The organism is Ruegeria atlantica, from assembly GCF_013032505.1.
Classification (GTDB): Bacteria; Pseudomonadota; Alphaproteobacteria; order Rhodobacterales; family Rhodobacteraceae; genus Ruegeria; species Ruegeria atlantica_F.
The window spans coordinates 181299-200792 of the sequence record NZ_WQCG01000002.1 but is presented as its reverse complement, the minus strand read 5'-3'; the positions used below and the strand labels follow the sequence as shown (position 1 = coordinate 200792).

Annotated in this window: 16 protein-coding genes; 4 read left to right on the top strand and 12 right to left on the bottom strand. The window is 53.7% G+C overall.

Going from position 1 to position 19494, the window contains the following annotated elements; all coding sequences use genetic code 11:
- Nucleotides 1-21 precede the first annotated feature (21 nt).
- Nucleotides 22-1884, top strand: a complete 1863-nt coding sequence (locus GOW92_RS08100) for an adenylate/guanylate cyclase domain-containing protein (protein ID WP_170559677.1) — start codon at nt 22-24, stop codon at nt 1882-1884.
- Between the two features lie 46 nt (nt 1885-1930).
- Here the strand turns inward: GOW92_RS08100 and GOW92_RS08095 are convergent, their stop codons facing one another.
- The 6 genes from GOW92_RS08095 to GOW92_RS08070 form a co-directional block, all read right to left on the bottom strand.
- The gene (locus GOW92_RS08095) at nt 1931-2896 is read right to left on the bottom strand and encodes a GlxA family transcriptional regulator (protein WP_170559675.1); all 966 of its coding nucleotides are present in this window, start codon (nt 2894-2896) and stop codon (nt 1931-1933) included.
- 245 nt (nt 2897-3141) lie between these two features.
- Nucleotides 3142-4119 (bottom strand): HpcH/HpaI aldolase/citrate lyase family protein, encoded by a 978-nt coding sequence (locus GOW92_RS08090; RefSeq protein WP_170559673.1) that lies wholly within the window; start codon nt 4117-4119, stop codon nt 3142-3144.
- 145 nt (nt 4120-4264) lie between these two features.
- Nucleotides 4265-5236 carry a 2-hydroxyacid dehydrogenase gene (locus tag GOW92_RS08085; RefSeq protein WP_170559670.1) on the bottom strand — a complete coding sequence of 324 codons (972 nt, stop codon included), beginning with the start codon at nt 5234-5236 and terminating at the stop codon, nt 4265-4267.
- Complete coding sequence (sucD, locus tag GOW92_RS08080; protein WP_170559668.1) at nt 5236-6126, bottom strand: succinate--CoA ligase subunit alpha; 891 nt, start codon at nt 6124-6126, stop codon at nt 5236-5238. Before sucD ends, GOW92_RS08085 begins: the two co-directional genes overlap by 1 nt.
- Nucleotides 6126-7322, bottom strand: a complete 1197-nt coding sequence (locus tag GOW92_RS08075; protein ID WP_170559666.1) for a malate--CoA ligase subunit beta — start codon at nt 7320-7322, stop codon at nt 6126-6128. Before GOW92_RS08075 ends, sucD begins: the two co-directional genes overlap by 1 nt.
- Nucleotides 7323-7350: 28 nt before the next feature.
- Nucleotides 7351-8592 (bottom strand): aminotransferase class V-fold PLP-dependent enzyme, encoded by a 1242-nt coding sequence (locus tag GOW92_RS08070; RefSeq protein WP_170559664.1) that lies wholly within the window; start codon nt 8590-8592, stop codon nt 7351-7353.
- A 220-nt stretch (nt 8593-8812) separates the two neighbouring features.
- Between GOW92_RS08070 and GOW92_RS08065 the strand changes: the two genes are divergently transcribed.
- Nucleotides 8813-9442 carry a response regulator transcription factor gene (locus GOW92_RS08065; protein ID WP_254452957.1) on the top strand — a complete coding sequence of 210 codons (630 nt, stop codon included), beginning with the start codon at nt 8813-8815 and terminating at the stop codon, nt 9440-9442.
- Here GOW92_RS08065 and GOW92_RS08060 read toward each other — a convergent pair.
- The 5 genes from GOW92_RS08060 to GOW92_RS08040 form a co-directional block, all read right to left on the bottom strand.
- Complete coding sequence (locus GOW92_RS08060) at nt 9439-10923, bottom strand: oligosaccharide flippase family protein (RefSeq protein WP_170559661.1); 1485 nt, start codon at nt 10921-10923, stop codon at nt 9439-9441. The two genes, GOW92_RS08065 and GOW92_RS08060, sit on opposite strands and share 4 nt — an antisense overlap.
- Nucleotides 10924-10985: 62 nt before the next feature.
- The gene (locus tag GOW92_RS24760) at nt 10986-11678 is read right to left on the bottom strand and encodes a glycosyltransferase (protein WP_217356526.1); all 693 of its coding nucleotides are present in this window, start codon (nt 11676-11678) and stop codon (nt 10986-10988) included.
- 572 nt (nt 11679-12250) lie between these two features.
- Nucleotides 12251-13129, bottom strand: coding sequence for a glycosyltransferase family 2 protein (locus GOW92_RS08050; protein WP_170559657.1), 879 nt, complete (start codon nt 13127-13129; stop codon nt 12251-12253).
- Between the two features lie 287 nt (nt 13130-13416).
- A complete protein-coding gene (locus tag GOW92_RS08045; RefSeq protein WP_254452956.1) occupies nt 13417-14229 on the bottom strand; it encodes a sugar transferase in 813 nt (270 codons plus the stop codon).
- A 133-nt stretch (nt 14230-14362) separates the two neighbouring features.
- A complete protein-coding gene (locus GOW92_RS08040; protein ID WP_170559655.1) occupies nt 14363-15637 on the bottom strand; it encodes a hypothetical protein in 1275 nt (424 codons plus the stop codon).
- Nucleotides 15638-15832: 195 nt separating this feature from the next.
- Between GOW92_RS08040 and GOW92_RS08035 the strand changes: the two genes are divergently transcribed.
- Nucleotides 15833-16954, top strand: coding sequence for a methyltransferase, TIGR04325 family (locus GOW92_RS08035; protein ID WP_170559653.1), 1122 nt, complete (start codon nt 15833-15835; stop codon nt 16952-16954).
- Here the strand turns inward: GOW92_RS08035 and GOW92_RS08030 are convergent.
- Nucleotides 16930-17637: a 4'-phosphopantetheinyl transferase family protein gene (locus GOW92_RS08030; protein WP_170559651.1), complete on the bottom strand. Its 708-nt coding sequence runs from the start codon at nt 17635-17637 to the stop codon at nt 16930-16932. The two genes, GOW92_RS08035 and GOW92_RS08030, sit on opposite strands and share 25 nt — an antisense overlap.
- Nucleotides 17638-17705: 68 nt before the next feature.
- Here GOW92_RS08030 and GOW92_RS08025 point away from each other — a divergent pair, with 68 nt between their 5' ends.
- Nucleotides 17706-19484 carry a CocE/NonD family hydrolase gene (locus GOW92_RS08025; protein ID WP_170559650.1) on the top strand — a complete coding sequence of 593 codons (1779 nt, stop codon included), beginning with the start codon at nt 17706-17708 and terminating at the stop codon, nt 19482-19484.
- Nucleotides 19485-19494: the final 10 nt, after the last annotated feature.

Genomic DNA, 19494 nt, shown 5'->3' with positions numbered 1-19494 from the left:
CAAGCTAAATATCGTTCAAAGATGGTCAATGAAGTCGAACATTTGGAACGTCCCGACAAAGTCGATCCCAATGCCGTGCCGCGTCACAGCCCTCGGTCAAAGTTCAAAATCAAAATTTCTACACTGCTTGCGCTGACCATCGGTGGGCTTGTGGCGATTTCGGCAGGCGCAGTGTTGTTCCTTTCGACATTCGCTAATATTCGGAACACATCCGAGTTGCTGAACACCTCTGCCACGATGATCGTTGAATCAATCGAAGACGATATCTTCAGTCTGACAACTCCAATCGAGGAATTGACGAAAGCTCTTCAAAAGGATGCAAGCATCGGTGAAGTCGATCTGAACGACACCGATTTCCTAAAGGCCTATTTCAAAGGTGTAGCTGCGTCGGCGCCCTATTTGACAGACCTTGCCGTGGTCTATCCTGACGGCAGCCTTTTCATCACAACCCATATTGCTGGTCCGGACGGACCTTCGTTCGTCTCAGCTACTGAACCACCGGCAGCCGGCACGCTTCGATATCTTCAGGACGTCAAAGATTATGGCGAATTTTTCTGGAACGAGCCGTTCTTCGATCAGGGCAGAACACATATCTCAGCTGCTGTTCCCGCTTTTAAAGACGGCAAATTCCTCGGCGCAATTCTAGTGTCCTCTACAGTTCATCATTTCTCAGGCATTGTTGGCGAGCTTGGAAGCAAATTTGGCGCAACAGGTTTCATCCTCTATGGCAATAACCGGGTTCTGGCTCATCCCAAATTACTGGAGCTGTCGGCAAACGATCTGAATTCTGACACGCCCCTGCATTCAATCGCCGCACTGGACGATGCGGTCATCACACAAATGCTTATGCAATCCCCCGAATTCCATGGCATCGACGGCAATTTTGATGGGTATGTTGTCGAAATCGCCGAAGGCGATCACTTGATCCTGACCGTCACTGTTGACGATTTCGGATCGGAACCTTGGATTATTGGACAGTATTCCCCACTCAGCGACTGGAGCAATCAATGGACGCGGCTGAGTGATACCGCCTTTGTCAGCATTGGCCTGCTGTTGGTTTCTGTTATCGCAGCACTGCTACTGGCAAGAAGATTGGCGGCCCCAATCCGCAGATCAACCGAAGAAGCCACCAAGATCAGCGAACTCAATCTGGATCAGATCGACTATCTTCCACCGTCGCGCGTTACCGAACTGAATCTACAGGCATCCGCGTTCAACAAGATGCTCGACGGGTTGCGCTGGTTTGAAACCTACCTACCCCGGACCCTTGTGCGGCAGTTGCTAACGACCGGGGACACCAACCTTGTCGAACCCCGCGAAGTCGAGCTGACGGTCATGTTCGCCGACATCGTCGGATTTACGCCTGCATCCGAAGCCATGACCCCCCAAGCAACGGCCGCAATGCTGAACCGTCATTTCGAAATCCTGAACCGCTGTATCGAGGCCGAGGGCGGGACGCTCGACAAATACATCGGCGACGCAGCGATGGCGTTTTGGGGGGCACCGCAGGATCAAACGGATCATGCGGAACGCGCCTGTCGGGCGGCAATAGCAATCAAGCAAGCGTTAACTGAGGCTGAGGTCGACTACCGCGTCAAAATCGCGGTTCATACCGGGCCGTTGATTGTTGGTAACATCGGTGCGGTTGATAGGATGAACTACACCGTGATCGGCGATACGGTGAACACCTGTGCCCGGATCGAAACCCTGGTTGGCGATCTGCCAAGCGATGAGCAAACCCGGATATTAATCAGCGACGCAACGGCGCGCCTTATCAGCCCGTCATTCCATCTGATCCACTTCGGCGAATTCACTGTCAAAGGACGGTCGAAGAAGGTGAATGTCTATCAAATTGGCAATGCCGACGAGGCCAAACCAATCTAAAACCCTGTGGTTTATAGCACCAGAAAACCCTAAAGCGCCGATCGTATCACTCGGAACGACGCAACTGCTTTGGAGTCTTGCCGTATTCTGACTTAAACGTCTGGGCAAGCGTAGATGTTGAAGAGAAGCCACAGGCAATGGCGATGTCAATGATCGGCATTTGCGAATTCGAGACCAAGGTAAAGGCCTTTTTCAACCTGATTTTTCGGTAAAATTTGCCGGGCGATGTGCTCAGATGCAGCATGAACTGGCGTTCAAGCTGGCGGGTAGAAACGCCCACACGGCGGGCAAGGCTGGCTGTTGGCAGCGGGTGTTCGGTGTTTTCTTCCATAATGCGGATTGCGTTCTGCAACCGCTTTTCCAGAAAATTCGGGTTGGCACTAAGGCCCTTAGGCTGCTCTTGTGCGTGGCCACGGACGTCGTTCAGCATCAATTGACACGCCAGTTCTGCCCTGTCCTGAGGCTCCAACACCTCTGCCAGAATACCGATGATCGCTTCGGCGGTATGACCGTGTCCGGCGCAGGTCAAAACTGTTCCATTCCGGGCGACCAGGCTTTCGGAAAGCGTCGGGTAATCGCCAATTTCGCGCAGCAAACCAATGTCGCGCCAATGCGCCGTAACCGGTCCCGACTGTTGCGCTGTAGCCTTTATGTATTCGCGCGCTGCATCCGAAAACAACGCAACTGGCCGGTTGTGTTTTTGCATTGCTCGGACGCGCCGTATCCATGCGCTGACATCGCCCAATCGGCCGCCAACGACACACAGACAATCGCTTAAATACTGGTCGGCAATGGCGGGTTTTGCCCGTACAATCAGGTCTGAACTGCTGGACAACAGGCCAGGCGTGTCCGACTTAATCTGCCATCGAAAGAGATCACGGTTAAGGACATCGTTGGCCGTCTGCAAAACGGCAATGATGGATGACAGCTCCAGATAGGCAAACTCTGCCTGAACGAAAATCTCGAACGTTATCTGCTGTTCGGTATTTGGTTTGTCTGTGGGTGCTAACATTCGACGAGATCTTATTCTTCTTTGCCAGCGCGATGGCCCCAAAAAAGACCCGATCATTTTTGAGGGCAGCCGAACATTAATTGGCGAGGACCCAGTTTGAACCGATCATTTGACCGAAAGCAAGGCGCAAGTCCGCCAACCCTTCCGCTGCAGCCGTTGCGGTCAAACCTTTCCAACCGCATTCATAGATGCCAAAGCGCAGGACCCGAAGCCCCCACGCTGAGGAAAACCTGAGTTACAACGGCTCATGCCGCTGCAATTTGACCGGCCTTTTCGACCAATACTTCTGCCTGACGGATCGAGGCATAGTCGATCAATCTTCCATCCAGCGACACGGCCCCTTTCCCGGATGCCTCAGCGTCGGCCATGGCAACAAGGATTCGCTGCGCTTTGTTCACTTCAGCGTCGGATGGGGACATGACCTCATTCGCCAATGCGATCTGGCTGGGATGGATGGCCCATTTGCCTTCGCAACCCAGAACGGCCGCACGTTTTGCCGCCGCCGTGTAGCCGTCAGGATCCTGGAAGTCACCGAAAGGCCCGTCAATCGGGCGAAGACCGTTTGCGCGGGCTGCAACCACCATTCGGGCCAATGCATAGTGCCACATGTCGCCCCAATGGGTCAGACGGCCACCATCCGCATCCGCATCTGTCAGAACCGAGTAATCTGGGTTCACCCCACCGATAATCGTCGTCCGCGCGCGGGTTGAAGCGGCGTAGTCGGCCACACCGAAGTGCAGGCTTTCATTGCGTTTTGAAGCCGCAGCAATTTCACCGACATTCTGCATGCCCAATGCGGTTTCGATGATGTGCTCGAAACCGATCCGTTTCTTGTATCCCTTGGCATCCTCGATCTGAGTGACCAGCATATCGACGGCGTAGACATCGGCCGCGGTTCCAACCTTGGGGATCATGATCAGGTCCAGCCTCTCACCAGCCTGTTCGACCACATCGACCACGTCGCGATACATGTAATGTGTGTCCAGTCCGTTGATCCGCACAGACATGGTCTTGGCGCCCCAATCAATGTCATTTAGCGCCTCGATGATATTCTTGCGCGCCTGCTCTTTCTCGTCAGGGGCGACCGCGTCTTCAAGATCAAGGAAAATGACGTCCACATCCGATTTCGCGGCCTTTTCGAACATACCGGGCTGGCTGCCGGGAACAGCCAATTCGCTGCGGTTAAGGCGGGCGGGTGCTTGTTCGATGGAATGAAAGCTCATGTTTGTTGGTCCTTCGTCTTAGAGGGTCAAAGTGTGGGGATTGGGTAAAAAACCCACTGTTGAAACGGGGCAGTTTTGATCACGGGTCGTCCAAAAAAGCCGCCCACCCGAGACAGTTCGGCAGGCGACCAAGTTGGGGATGCACTCAGATCACGCGATCTCTCGGCGCGCGCCCAGCAAAAAAATCGCTGAGATTGTCCAGAACGCGGAACCCCATCGCTTCGCGCGCCTCGCGTGTTGCGCTGCCCAGATGCGGCAGCATCACAAGATTATCGCATTGCAACAGGTCAGGACTGATGCGGGGCTCGCCATCGAATACGTCCAAAGCCGCGCCGCCGATCATATCGAACATCAACGCCTGGATCAGCGCCCATTCATCAATCACCTCGCCGCGCGCGGTGTTGATAAGAAAGGCATCAGGCTTCATTAGGCTCAGCCGGCGCGAGTTGATCAGGTGCCGGTTCGCAACACCGCCCGGGCAATGCAACGACACAAAATCACACTGCGGCAGAAGATCATCAATCTCTTCTACCTGAGTTGCGTTGCACCGCGCCAGCACATCCTTTGCCACTTTGCTGCGATTGTAGACGAGGATGTCCATACCAAAGCCGTGATGAGCACGACGCGCCATCTCTTGTCCGATGCGTCCGTACCCTACGATGCCCAATGTCTTGCCGCTGACCTTCGTACCCACCAGATGCGTAGGCCGCCAGCCGGTCCAGTTGCCCGAGCGCAGTTCACGCTCACCTTCGCCTGCGCGCCGGGCCACCATCAGCAGCAAGGTCATCGCAATGTCAGCTGTGCACTCTGACAGAACGTCAGGTGTGTTTGTCACCGTCATACCCAAGTCCCGCGCCGCGGGTTCGCAGATATGGCTGTAGCCAACGCCATAGTTGGCAAGGATTTTAGTCTGCGCGCCAGTCACATCCAAGGCTTCGGCGTTCAGCGTGTCGGTAACCGTGGGCAGAACCGCATCATACCGCTTTAACGCGTCGCGTATCTCAGACGGAGACATGGGTTTGTCCCCGGTGTTGAGTACGGCGTTGTAACTCTCGGCCAGTTGCGCCTCAACGGCGGCAGGCCAACGCCGTGTTACAAGAACAGAGGGTTTTGTCATCACGCAGCCTTTCCCAAAACGCGGGCGATCGTTTCTCCGATGACAGCCGGGTTATCGGCAACCGTGACACCTGCGGCCGACAGGATTTCAACCTTTTCAGACGCACTTTCACCAAAGGCCGAGATGATCGCGCCCGCATGGCCCATGGTCCGGCCCTTGGGTGCGGTCAGACCGGCGACATAGGCGACTACCGGCTTGGTCACATGATTGCGGATGTACTCAGCGGCCTCGGCCTCTTGCGGACCGCCAATCTCGCCGATCATGGCGATGACTTCGGTGTTTTCGTCCTGTTCAAACCGCTCAAGAATATCCCGGAAGGAAGACCCGTTGATGGGGTCACCACCAATTCCCACGCTTGTAGAAACGCCAATGCCGCGTTCCTTGAGCTGGGCTGCGGCCTCGTACCCAAGGGTGCCCGAGCGGCCAATGATCCCGACATTGCCGGGCAAATAGATGTGTCCAGGCATGATCCCCAGCAACGCTTTGCCCGGGCTGATCGTTCCGGCACAGTTCGGGCCAGTCAGCACCATACGCTTGTCCTTGGGATAGCGGTACATGTAGCGTTTAACCCGGATCATGTCCTGGGCAGGGATGCCATCCGTGATGCACACGCAATAGCGAATCCCTGCGTCGGCCGCCTCCATAATGGAATCCGCGGCGAACGGTGGGGGTACGAAAACAAGGCTGGCATCCGCTCCGGTGGCTTCGACGGCTTGCTTGACGGTGTCAAATACCGGCACACCTTCGACGGATTCGCCACCCTTGCCGGGGACAACACCACCAACGACGTTTGTCCCATAGGCCAGCATGTCCTTTGTATGGAAACGCGCCATGCGTCCGGTGATGCCCTGAACGATAACGCGCGTGTCGCGGTCGAGAAGAATGCTCATTACACAGCCCTCATCTTGGTGTTTTGGGACAAGTCATTGCGCCATGCGCCGACCGCTCGTTCTGCGGCCTCCATCAAAGTAGTGGCACGGATGATCGGAAGGCCGGATTTGGCCAGAATTTTCTGACCCTCTTCGACATTCGTTCCGGCAAGACGCACAACGACCGGAATGTCGATCTCGATCTCGCGCAGTGCCTGGACGACACCTTCGGCAACCCAGTCACAGCGATTGATCCCAGCGAAGATGTTGACCAGTACCGCCTGAACATTGTTGTCCGACAGAACCAGCCTGAACGCCTTTGCTACTCGTTCTGGAGACGCTCCACCACCGATGTCGAGGAAGTTTGCGGGCTCTCCTCCGGCCAGCTTGATCGTATCCATCGTGGCCATAGCCAAACCGGCGCCGTTCACGATGCAACCGATATTGCCTTCCAGCCCAACATAGGAAAGACCGCGATCCGCCGCGCGGCTTTCGCGCGGATCTTCCTGGCTTTTGTCGCGCAGTTCAGAAATCTGGGGATGCCGGAACAGGGCGTTGTCATCAAAGCTCATCTTGGCATCCAGGGCCAACACGCGGTCATCACCTGTGACGACCAGCGGGTTGATTTCAACCATCGTGGCGTCCAGCTCACTGAACGCGGCATAGCAACCCTGCAATGTCCTCACCATTTGCTGAACCAGACGCGGTTCCAGCCCAAGGTTGAAAGCGATCTCGCGCGCCTGAAACTCTTGCAGGCCGACGGCAGGTTCCACAATAGACCGCACGATGCTGTCGGGGCGCTCGGCCGAGATGTCTTCGATCTCCATCCCACCTTCAGACGACGCGACGATCATCACCCGCTGGCTGGAGCGATCCAGCACGAAGCCCAGATAAATCTCGCGGTCGATTGGCACGGCAGACTCGACATAAACGCGGTAGATACCCTTGCCTTCGGGGCCTGTCTGATGTGTCACAAGCTTGCGGCCAAACAGATCGTCGCAGGCTTGATAGATCTCGTTTTCAGTGTTGCACAGCTTGACGCCGCCCGCTTTGCCGCGACCACCGGCATGGACCTGCGCTTTGACGATCCACTTGTCACCGCCCAGTTCGCGCGCGCGGTAGGCTGCCTGTTCAGGGCTGTAAGCCAAAGCGCCCGACGGCACGGCGACACCAAAATTCGAAAGAACCTCTTTCGCCTGATATTCATGAATATCCATCTGCAATCCTCCCGTTCATGCAGTGTGATTAAGCCGCGATCGACGTGCCGTACCGGCTTTCGAGCAGCGCCTCGATCTCTTCGAAATCGACCTGACAGCCCAATTCCTGCATCGCCTCGGCAAAGAGACGTACGATGCGGCTGACGGCCTCTCGGTTGAGCTGATTAAGGATACCGATCCGCACTTGCACAGGCGCGCTGAGCGTTGGCCAGATACCAAATCCTCTTGCCCGGCAGTTCTGCACCAGTTCCATCTCGCGACCAGCCAGTTCCGGCGGCAGATTGAGCACAACGAGGCTGGGCATATCCGACGTCACCTGACATCCCATGGCCGTCACGGCGTCGCGCAGAACACGTTCGTGGGTTTTGTACGAGGTCGATCGCCTGGCCAAACCTTCCAGCAATGTCAGTCGCAGAGCCTCATGGAATGCGGCGACGGCGTAGCCAGAATGGGTTCTGTGGTAAGTCCCTTTCTCAACGTCCTGACCGTCTACAATGCCCCAGTGCCGGGCTTCGAAAATCGGATTGTGTACGTAAGTGTAAGCACCAGTGGTCCTGAGGGATTCGATATAGGCGTCCGTAAAACTGACGGGCGCATATGTCAGTGGCAGGCAACAAAGCCCCTTTTGCGGGCATGAGGCCCAACCAGCGATCCCCGGATAGTCGTCAATCGAAAAATCCTCGACGCCCATCGATGAAACCGCATCGATCAAACCCATGACGCCGTGACGTTCACACGCATCCGAAAAGCCGCGCAGGTCGTTAACACGGCCAGACCCGGTTTCCCAATGCGCCATGAAAGCCCACTTGGGCTGGTGTTCAGCCAACGTGGTCTCGACTATTTCACCAGTTACCGGCTGGCCATGCGCAACATTGATGACGGTGACGCTAGCGGCCTGAGGATCCAGCGGATTGGCCTTATGTTCCTGAGGCGTGGCCGCTTTGATCCGCAAAGTCAGCGCGTCAATCCCGGAAAATGTCCCATTGGCAAAAGCCACGACCTTGTCGCCCGGCATAACGGCAGAGAACATAGTGTCCAACGCGCTCCAACCTGTACCGGCGACGGCGAACGTATAGGCATTCTGGGTGCCCCAGATCTTGCGAAGCATATGCTTACATTCAACCATGCCTCTGAGGACATCGCCCTGCATGTGATCGGCCACACCCGCATTGGCGAAGGCTTGCAGAACACGTGCATCGGTATTGCCTGGTCCCGGACCTGCAGCCAGAGTCTCAGGGATCTCAAGCGGAGGGAAAATCTGAATTGTCATCTGTTAACATCCTCGGCTGTGGACCGGGCACCAAAGCCCGTCATGTTGCATTGGCGATTAGGAAACGCGGACTTGCCCAACGACGCAACGTAACTTACTACTGCTTTAGGATGTCTATTTGTGTGGGGATATAACTACCCATTCAGGTAAAAATACCAAAGTATACCAAAAAACCACCCACCCATATGGGTAGTTTTTGCAGAAATTGGGTGAATATCAAATGGTTGAAACCACACAAGAACCGATTGACGTCATGCTGGCCGATAGTAATCCTTTGGTCCTGTCCGCCATGTCCGAGATATTTGAACGCGACGCACGATTCTCGCTTGTGGCCACCTCAGCGACGGCCGAAGGGTTTTTGGGTACGGTGATGCGGGTTCCTGTGAAAGTTGGCGTTATCGACTGGAACCTTCCCATTCTTGGAGCGGCCAAACTGATCGAGGTGCTGCGCGAACAGGCCAATGCCCCGCGATTTGTAGTTTACGGCGATACTTCCGGTGACGTTCCAAGGCTGGCAATGCAAGCCGGGGCTGCAGGGTTTGCTGCACGATCTGGCGAGGTCGAAGGCTTGTTGAAAACCTGCGCCGACGTTGCGGCCGGCAAGATGGTTTTTCCATTCATTGACGTCCGCAAAATGCAGCAGGATCCCATCCAAAGCCTGTCCCGCAAGGAACGCGCCATTCTTGAGGCATTGGCACAGGGCATGTCCAACCGGGATATGTCAAAAGAGCTGCAGATTTCCACCAACACGGTCAAATTTCACCTGTCCAACATCTATGAAAAACTGGCCGTGAAGAACCGAACACAAGCCATTGCATATTTCTACTCCTCGCAGATGTCGCGCGACTAGACTGAGTGTTCGGTCGCATCTGCTGTCGCTGGTTCCGGAAAATGTCTCTTTCGCAATGCAGGCCAAAGGCTTCTGTCAAAGACTAAAATGGCTGGTGCGAAGAAGACCATCATGCAGAACCCGATGAGCACAAATCGGATCAGATCGTGCAGGCCCGATAAAAGGTCAAAATGGTCTGCCAAAAATACCGGAAGGCACGCCACGACCAGTGCCGGCAGGACGGCCCATGATCTTAACAGGATGGTTTCCCACGCAATCCCTGCATAGCGCTTCATGATGATGGCGTTAATAACAAAGACAATTGCCGCCGCCACCAACTCAGCCGCGGCAATTGCTGTGATTCCAAAAGGCGCTGCTGCAAGAACCGCCCCTATCGCGATTACCGAATACAATGCCGTCACCCTAGGCAAAAGCCGTACTTGCCCGGCCAAAGTTAAAATCGCCAAACTCGCATGCCCGTTACACCGGATCAGCGCCGCAACGGCCAGAATGCGCAGCACAGGCGTGGCAGCCTCCCATCCGGGTCCAAGAATTCCAGCGGTAAGCATGTCCGCCATGATGAACACGCCAGTAAACAGAGGCACGGCTCCGTAGTACAGGATGGGGAAGAACCGCAAAGAGAGCGCGCCAAAGCCTGCGTGGCCGCCGTACTTGTCGCGAACCCGCCGGAAGAGGTTCCAAGACAATACACGCGTGGGCTCGCTCACGATCTCTTCAAAGGCTGCAACAATTCTCTGGGCGGCCCGGAAATAGCCAACAGATGTTGCTCCTAAAAACCCTCCAATGATTAAAGTCGCAGCGTAAATTCGGACATTCACAACGACCCGGGTCAAAATGATTTTCCAAGAAAACTCAGCGGCCTCGCGCAGTGTCGCAGGACCAACCATTTTGGGCGTGACTCTGCAGACAACAAAGCCGCTGACGCTCCAGATCACTGCGCTGGATAGACGGCCCCACGCTAGGGCTAATACACCATAGCCCTCAATCAGAGCCCAGATTGCGATGATCAGGTTTGCAAAGTCTGCCAATAGCGTGAGCATTGCGCCTGCTGTCAACCGGTTCTGCCAGATCAATACTCCGCTATAGGCTGCGCCGATCGAAGTAAAAATGACACTCACCGACAGAATCTGAATAAGCGGTTTGGCGGCCGGTTCGGAGACCATTGCTCCAACTGCACCACCGCCGGCCACACCAAGCGCAGCAATTGTGACCCCGCAGAAAATTGCGACGCTAAGGGTTTCTCGTATACGGGCCGGATTCCCATGCCATTGCATGATGTACTCTGGCCAACCAGCAGTTGATACCTGAGTCAGTATGACCACTACTGCCGCGGCAAGCGCAAAGATACCGAATTCGGCGGGCGTCATCAGGCGCACAGCTACCATAAAGATTGCGAACTGCGTCAATTGGGTGAAGACTTTGGACACCATTGTCCAAAGCCCGCCTTGCAGCACACTTTCTTCTTTCTTAGCCGCTGTCATTGGTCATTCCTGACGGATGAAGCACCCATTGCGCAGATGCTCGGGCCACTTTAAAACTCCCTTCACGAAACAGCTCGGGAATAGTCATCTAGAGCCCTCCGTGGTTCATTCTGCCCCCGCAGTATTTTGCCGTACAATTTCAGCAACTCTGCGCACCAATTATCTGGCGTTAAGGAGATTTCGCGGCCTCCACGAATAGCGTTTCCAGCCATCTTCCCAATGGTGGCATCATCCCTGGAAAACTCGAGCATTGCTGTCGCAAGCGCATCTCTGTCACCGGCCAAATAACTGGCCCCCATGTGTTGCGATCGGATGTCTTGGCTGAGCAATAGGCTATCAGACGCAAGGACTGGCACACCGCACAGAAGAGCTTCGACCGGTGCCAAGCCAAAGGGCTCCGGTCCTAAAGTCGGCGCCACAAGCATTCGCGCGTCACTCATCGCATGTTGCAATCCGGCGCGGTCTTGCCAACCGTCGAACTGATGTTCGGGAAAACTGGCGCGTAGCTGGATTAGATCTTGCCCGTCCCCGACAAAACGCACCTTTACACCGGCCTGCCTTCCTGCTTCGGCCAACACAAAAACACCTTTGTAGGCGTGTATGTCACCAACATATAGAAACTCACTGTTCAACTGGCTGGTAACCGGTTGGGGTAACAGAGGTTCTGACGGGTTGGCTATAGCAATGACCGGGCCCGGCGTGCCGTTCGGAAACAGTAGGCGTTCCATGCCCGGGTGGATTAACAAGGTCGTCACGTCCGGTAGTAACTTGCGTCGTGCCTGATTTTGCAGCGCTTGCCGCGACACCCGCCAAAGTTTCTGTCCATAACTACGCTTGTCACAGTTGTGCAGTATACATGACGCTGACATCGCAACGCGTGGACAGGTGTTTTGCTTGCGGAAATCAAAAAAAGCACCATTTGGGCAGCTTAGAAAGTAGTCGTGGGCATGCATAACTACCCGGCCTCTCACCGGCTTTAGAGGCCACAAAAGCGACGGCGACAATGTCTGGTGATACCCGTGGACATGGTAGAGGGTATCCGGGCAATCATTTCTTTTGACCCATGCGGCTAAGCGCTTCTGAACCTTCTGATTCCAAAGTCCCGACGCCGCTGCCGACAATCCACCCTGATCCAGCAGGCTTTGACCACCCATAGATATCAGCTCGATACCTAGAGGCATCTGATCGCCATCGTCGCCACAAAAAAATGTAACAGGGATGCCCTGTCTTGCAATCAACGCGGCCTGAAGAACTGCAAGCTTGGAAGCCCCACCTCGAACTTTTGCGAAGTCACTAAGTATTACCACGCGACTTGGAGCACGGCGCGTCATTTGAAACGCGCCACTTCTTCAGGATTAAGCCTGCCGCGCGCCAAGTCACCGAAGGCATGCAGGTTTCCTTTCAGGCGTCCAAACCGGTCGATTTCAGGCTCGGCCTTGAATGACCTGACAAAATTGCTTGCCAGATTCCTCCACATGATATTGAAAGCGCGATTAAACGCCATGGTCCGTTTTTTATACAGATAGACCGGGTTGGCAATTTGCGAGTATCCAATACACAACCCGTTTGATCGCCCAACCTTGGTTCCCAAATGGACACCTCGCAAATTGCTCGAACGCACGATGCGACCATGCGCAGCCATCTGACGTGAGAAATCTACATCCTCGAGCCAAGCATAAAGCTTGAGCCGCGTATCAAATAGTATTTTGTCCAACAAAGCTGGTGCAGCACGCAGCGCCATGTTGCAACCATAGCAATTGTAGACGTCTGTAATGTCGGGAGTATTGGTGGGCGTTGTTCGCGAGACCATACTCAATCCTCGCAAGTGGCTAATTCCTGGACCGTGTATTCCATCGGCCAACACTGTACCGGTTGCCATAACGACATCTTTCCGCGTCTTGAACAGATGTTCGAGGTTCGCCAGATAATCCGGCGCCATTAAAAAATCGTCATCTAAATACAGCAGGACATCATCTTCGTGCAGCATGCTCAAGGCTGTATTTCGTTGAATACAAGTGCCCCGTTCGCTTTGAACGATGCAGACCGGGAATGGCAAATCCGCAATTTTTTGAGCGTCAATGTCGTCGGCTCGGGCAACAACTACATTTACCAAATCTGGAAATCTCTTTTGGCGCGCTATGTCCAAAACTGTAGGAACCACAATTTCCGGGCGGTTTGTAGTCGGGATAGAAACGATTAATCGCATGATGCTAACACACTTTAGACATAATATTGCCGATAAACCGCCGCCACAGCCTGCATTGTTGACAGGTATTCGAACTCAGCGTAGCCGTGGTATTAATCATGAAAAAGAAAAGTCGAGCATAGCAAATGGCCCTCGTTCACGAGAATAAAACGTTGCGTTTCAACATCATCGAAATGATAGAATCCGCGTCACCTAAGTTACTACGCAGGCTGGTGATAGGCGGTTGTCTCCTCTTCTGGTTAGTCGTGATTTTATTTGTTTTCTTCTGACCGCAGTCCCGGGTTCCGCTACCGAGCGCCATCGCTCATGATCATCACTTTTATCGTCTTGAGAATGATCTCGATGTCGCGTCCAAATGACCGGTTGTTCACGTATTCAACATCCATTTGTACTCTTTCGGCATAGGTAGTGTTGCTCCGCCCACTGACTTGCCAATACCCGGTAATCCCCGGTTTGACCGAAAGGTAATCACTGAAATGCTCGCCATAGTGCGACGCTTCCGCAGCAACAACCGGGCGAGGTCCGACAATCGCCATGTCACCCACCAAGACGTTCCAGAATTGCGGCAGTTCGTCCAAGCTAGTCTTGCGAAAAAATTCTCCAACTGTAGTGATCCGCGGGTCATCATCCAGTTTCTGTTGGGCTTCCCACTGAGCGCGTGCTTCGGCGTCAGATTCCAGGATCTTTGCCAAACGCTCTTCGGCGTCTCGTGCCATCGTTCTAAATTTGAGGCAGTTGAATTCTTTGCCATCTCGACCGATGCGTTTGTGCCCAAAAAAAATGGGACCACCGTCCGTTATCAAAATGACAAGTGAGATCAGAATGAGAAAAGGGGAGAAAAAGATCAGCGCAAAAAATGCGAACAAGCGGTCAAACAACGATTTGAGAAAAGTGTCTGAACCACCGTTGTACTTCTTTAATCGACCAGAAGATGAGCCACTGAGCAATGAAGACTCTACCTCAGCCCCACGATTAAAATTCGTTCTCATTACACAGCCAATCGTTAATACAATAAAAAACACGCGTGACCCGGAAAACATCGGCCCGCAGTACAATTCCCCGCCATTCAAAGTATAAGTAAATCCCTGCCCAAGCCGCAACTTTTTTGTAAAATTGAGGAAGGGCAGCAGGCGTCCTGTGGATAACCTACTTCTTCAAGTCAGTTTGTCGCCAGAAGATCAACAGTACTCAAGTTTACCTCCGGACTGTTCCAGACAAAAAAATCCAACAAAGCTAAACGCGATTCGAAAACCCTTCGGCAGAAGGTGCTAGCGGCTCAATCGTGCGGCCCGCGAAAACCTGTTCACGGGCAACGACGCACAGCCCCGAAACCGCCATGAGAAGCAGAGTTGGATCCGGTGTCGTTGCTGAAACTAACATGGCTGTCAATAATGTCAGCGCGCAAACGCGACCAGCGCTAAACAACCGTAGCGTGCCGCGATCGGCTCCTGTAGCTGGCAAACCAATTGCGCTGAAAATGAACATCAAAAAAGCAATCGTTCCGGGAAAGCCCACACTTCCCAAAAGAACGGATGCAATGCCATTCCCCCGCAATGAGCCGACTCCGGCCCCAAGCCCCCAGGTTTGGAAGAAAGTGTCAAACCCAGCCGCGGCCCACGCACCGCGTTCCCGTCCTGATAGGGAATCTTGTTTGGAAAAAACCAAACGGTCTAGAATATCTGAAACGCTATCCATTACGACTGGCACCAAAAGTAACGCACTGATCGCAATGGCGAGAAACGAAACACCTATGACCATGAGATGCCCAAACCCACGAGACATACTGAAGCCCAAGAAAACTCTGAAATGCAGAGTCACGAAGAATATCCCCGCGGCAAGAGCGGCAATGCCTGTGCTGGACATGGCCAGCAAGGCGCCAACAAAATTGGCTGCTGCCAAGATGCCGTGGCTTTGCGTTCTGACAACCAAGTAAGACATGAAAAAGTAAGTAAAGAACGCAGCCGAAGCGGCCCCATAAGCGGACGCTTCGGCATATCCTCCGATCACCCTACTGAACGGCCCCACGAGATGTTCGTTTAGAAGGGTATAGTCGGCAGTTCTGACTAGGCTCAAAACCGCATCGGCACCCAGAAAGTCTAAGAGTCCAAGAACCACGTTAAGCGAGGCGGCCCAAACCAGTCCTTTTTCAATGAACTCTGCCCCGCGCCGTCTGGCGACAAAAACTGTCGCTAGAAAGAAGGCAAAGGACAGCAGGATATAGACCGATTGGGCTATGTTGGAGTTTGTAGGCCGAAGCGGCAGCATTACAGAACTGAAGAAGTTACTGACCTGTGGCCCTCTGTTTGTCACCGTCATTGGGAAAACAAGAAACTGCCCCTCGAAAAGGCGCACAAGGACGATTCCAGAGAAAACAGAGTAAAACGCAAAAACAAGAAGATAGATACCCGATGGAGGCAAACGGAAATCCGCCGACCCAGGCGCATGCGTAATCCGCCGTAAGATCAATAGAAAGATCGAAAGAATAGCCAATAAATTGGCAATGATCATTGAGAGACCACCGGCAACCAACGCGGCGAACATCCCAAATGGGATGACCGCTATGGCCATCAAAATCCCATTGTCAGCATTTCGTGCGCTGAGCCAAAGCCACAATAGCAAGAATGCGGCTGCAGCAGGATAAACAGCCATTATCGTCCTCGCTTACAATCTCGAGGCGTGAACCCCGAACGGAACATTTTTAAATTGGTCAAATTCACTGTTTCGTCTGTTACTCCGACAGGCATCGCAGCCCGAATCGGTTATAGGCAAGCGGCATATCGAAAATCGTTCTCTGTCAAAGTAACTGAGCATATTCAGATCGCGAACTGGAAGCACTATCACCCCAAAATTCGAGCAGCAATTGCCAACTATCCCTCACAATGTTTCCGAAATGTTAACAGTAACGAGCGCATTTGGCCTTTAGGTTTTCCCGAATCCGGTTTGAAAGTAGTTTGGCGGAGTATTTCTTTCGGGCTCAGAATTCATACTGGCGGTTTTTCTCGCTTTTTGTGCGGTGGTAAAATTTTGTTTAAATCACGAGAAACCCTAAAATTTAGCTTAAGTCTTTTGAAACGTGGGATTGGGCTCCCGGTTTCAGCGGCTTGGGCTCGGCTAATGACGACCGGCATTCGCCCTCCGGCCATGGTTGGCGCTTACCCAAACTATGCAACGGCCGCAGTTAAAGCCCACGGCAACGGGTATAATGATAAGGACGTGGCACAGGTGAACACCGACCTGATGCGCAAAACCGTTGTCTGGGATTACCCGGTCATTCATTGGATTAACGAAGTTTTTAGCGAAGGAATGCACCTGCTGGATGCAGGGGGGCATTTCGGGTCGAAATACATCGCCTTTCGGGATTTGTGTCCAATCGACAGGTTGCAGTGGACAGTTTACGATTTGCCCGTAACTGTCGATCTGGCCCGCGCCGCACAGGAGAGTCAGGAGTTACCTGCTGAAATTGTGTTTCAAGACGACCTTGCGAAAGTTGGTCAGATAGACGTGTTGCTAGGGTCGGGTCTGATGCAATACTTGGATATTTCTCTGGCTGAATTGATCGGCAAGCTCGACGCCCCACCCAAATACATCTTGCTAAACAAAGTCGCGACTCGCTGTGGCCCGACCGTTGTAACACTAGAAAAGATCGGGCCTGGCCGGGTGCCCTATCAAATCAGAAACAGAAATGACTTTGAAAAAAACCTAACCGAAATGGGCTATGTAATACGCGATCAATGGGACATCCCGTCTCTTGGTCGTATCATTTCAACGCATCCCGGTTTGGGCCCAAGTGTCAGCCGAGGCTATTTTCTGGAACGGCGTGAGTAGGCTCGGACGATCGGATCACCGGATCGCCACCGAAGCTCGACAGGGCCGCCTGTATCGCGCAGAGCCAACGCGCCAACCCAACCCGGCGCAGGTTCGAAATGAGTTAAAGTCCAACGTAAAGGGTCGTCGTCTTCAATCCGCGTCAATCGGGGGGGGACATCGGGCGAGAGGGTCACGTCGAAAGAATCAAGGGGCATGTACAACCCATGCCCCAGTGATTTCAGAACAGCCTCTTTTCTGGTCCAGCAGCGGAAAAACCCTTGCAACCAATCCGACGGTTGCAAGCACGACAACTCGGCGTATTCCACTGGAGAGAAATGATGTCTAGCCACCGCATCTTCGATAGGTCGCACCAACTCGATATCGAGACCCGGATGGGCATGCGAGCACACTGCCAATGCAGCCCGACCGCCAGAGTGACTGAGGTTAAACCCAGGGCCATTTTGCAGAAACGGCTTGCCATGCGGCCCGTACTCAAACTCGACCGCCTTGGCGTCGAGGCCAATGTAATCCGCCAAGATTCTCCGCAATCCGGCCCGACCTACAATGTACATGCTCCGATCACTGGATTTGACAAAACGATCGGCCCTTCGCAGTTCGTCAACCGACAGATCCTTACCAAAATGGTCGAGGTGTTCGTCCGCTTCTTCCAGAGACCACAGCCAAAGATCCACACTGAGCACGCAAAAAGTCCTTTCTTCTGATACCGAAACTACTCGTGGCGAACCCAGCAAGTCGATAGGGTGTTTAAATGAAACGCAAGGTTGTTCTTGTTATCTGTTCCGTGATTGCAATTGGTTGTTTAGTCCTGTTGGGCAAAACCCTTTTGGACAAAAACCGAAATCAAATCGCGTGGTGGGTACAAGCTGGTGCACCGGATTTTGCGGATGTCATGGTGACGGCGCCTGACGGCGTGCGCCTGGCGACGGATGTCTACCTTCCGGCTGAATCCGGTCCGCGCCCAACGGTTTTGATGCGCCTTCCCTACGGCAAACGAACCTACGGCGAAGTGCGGTTTTGGGTTGGAGAGCTGACACGCCGGGGCTTCGCTGTGGTCGCTCAGGACATGCGCGGACGGCACGGCTCAGAAGGGACATTTGCCCCATACCCCAACGAAGGTTCAGACGGCGCAGCCACGCTAGACTGGATCATTAATCAACCGTGGTCAAATGGACGGGTTGGAACGCTGGGTTGTTCAGCTTTGGGGGAATCCCAACTCATGTTAGCGGCTCAAGGACATCCAGCCCTTCATGCCATAGTTCCAATCGCAGCAGGCGGCGCAATCGGGTCGGTCGAAGGAAAGAACGCCTACTTCAGTGCCTTTGAAGGCGGGATCTTCAATCTGGCCGCCGGCGTCGGTTGGTTCGGTGCTGAAGGCGGCAAAACCGCGCCCACGTCTGGCTATCGTCCAATTGAACCGGGCGATGTACTCGACGGACTTCCTGTCAACGGCCTTGTCGAACGATTGCGCTCGGACGAGACCGATTATGAAGCTTTTTTGCAGAACTTCGACAATCCTCAATACTGGAAGGACGCCGGCTATATCACGGGCAACGAGTCGTTCTCGGTACCGGCACTATTCATTGATACCTGGCACGATCTCGGGATAGATTCGAGCCTAACTCTTGCCAAAACGTTGCAAAATAAGGGCGCATCTGTAAAGACCATCATCGGCGCTGGAACGCACTGCAACTACCTCGGTACGGACGGCGACACCGTGGTTGGCGATCTACCGGTCTCGCCAGATCGCCGCATCGGCTATGTTGATCTCATTAGCCGGTTTCTGGCTTGGCATCTGGGGGATGGACCCGTCGTTGATCTGCCCGCCTACACCTATTTCACACTCGTCGAAAATCGGTGGCACGAGGCCAAGAAATGGCCGCCTGCCGACACAACTCAAAAGCACCTGTATTTAAGCGCGGATCAGTCTTTGCTCTGGAAAAAAAGCGAAATTTCGGACTTAAAGAGCAACATTCTTTCCGACCCCGAAAACCCTGTTCCCTCGATCGGCGGCCCGATTTGCTGCACTGGAAATCCCGAAGATCTAGAAGGGCCTGTAATGCAGAACTCGATAGAGGCACGAGACGATGTGCTGTTATTCTCCTCCGCACCGCTGGAACAGCCAATGACAGTCGCAGGCCCAATCCAGGCAAAGCTAAGAGTCACCATTTCAACTCCGGATTCCGACCTCGTCTTGCGCATTACGGATGTAGATACGCAAGGAAATTCACTATTGGTGCAAGAGGGCGCATTAAGGTTGCGATACAGGGATGGATTTGAAGCACCCGACCTGATGACACCCGGACAGATCTACGAAGTAACAGTCGACATGCGCCAAATCGCATACAAGTTCGAAGCTGGTCACCTAATCCGGTTGCATGTGGCCGGAACCAGCTTTCCACGCCTTACGAGAAACACCAACACAGGCGGCCCAATCTATTCTGAAACAGAATTCATATCTACCGAGATCACCATTCTCAGTGACAATGACGAACCCTCCGCGCTGATCCTGCAAACCCTGCCGAATTGAAATAGGTCAA

Bases quoted from the DNA above. Each gene is read 5' to 3' on its own strand.
- GOW92_RS08095 (WP_170559675.1), bottom strand. From the start codon at position 2,896: ATGTTAGCACCCACAGACAAACCAAATACCGAACAGCAGATAACGTTC.
- GOW92_RS08085 (WP_170559670.1), bottom strand. From the start codon at position 5,236: ATGACAAAACCCTCTGTTCTTGTAACACGGCGTTGGCCTGCCGCCGTT.
- GOW92_RS08070 (WP_170559664.1), bottom strand. From the start codon at position 8,592: ATGACAATTCAGATTTTCCCTCCGCTTGAGATCCCTGAGACTCTGGCT.
- GOW92_RS08090 (WP_170559673.1), bottom strand. From the start codon at position 4,119: ATGAGCTTTCATTCCATCGAACAAGCACCCGCCCGCCTTAACCGCAGC.
- GOW92_RS08050 (WP_170559657.1), bottom strand. From the start codon at position 13,129: ATGCGATTAATCGTTTCTATCCCGACTACAAACCGCCCGGAAATTGTG.
- GOW92_RS08075 (WP_170559666.1), bottom strand. From the start codon at position 7,322: ATGGATATTCATGAATATCAGGCGAAAGAGGTTCTTTCGAATTTTGGT.
- sucD (WP_170559668.1), bottom strand. From the start codon at position 6,126: ATGAGCATTCTTCTCGACCGCGACACGCGCGTTATCGTTCAGGGCATC.
- GOW92_RS08040 (WP_170559655.1), bottom strand. From the start codon at position 15,637: ATGATCATTGCCAATTTATTGGCTATTCTTTCGATCTTTCTATTGATC.
- GOW92_RS08065 (WP_254452957.1), top strand. From the start codon at position 8,813: ATGGTTGAAACCACACAAGAACCGATTGACGTCATGCTGGCCGATAGT.
- GOW92_RS08100 (WP_170559677.1), top strand. From the start codon at position 22: ATGGTCAATGAAGTCGAACATTTGGAACGTCCCGACAAAGTCGATCCC.
- GOW92_RS08060 (WP_170559661.1), bottom strand. From the start codon at position 10,923: ATGACAGCGGCTAAGAAAGAAGAAAGTGTGCTGCAAGGCGGGCTTTGG.
- GOW92_RS08025 (WP_170559650.1), top strand. From the start codon at position 17,706: ATGAAACGCAAGGTTGTTCTTGTTATCTGTTCCGTGATTGCAATTGGT.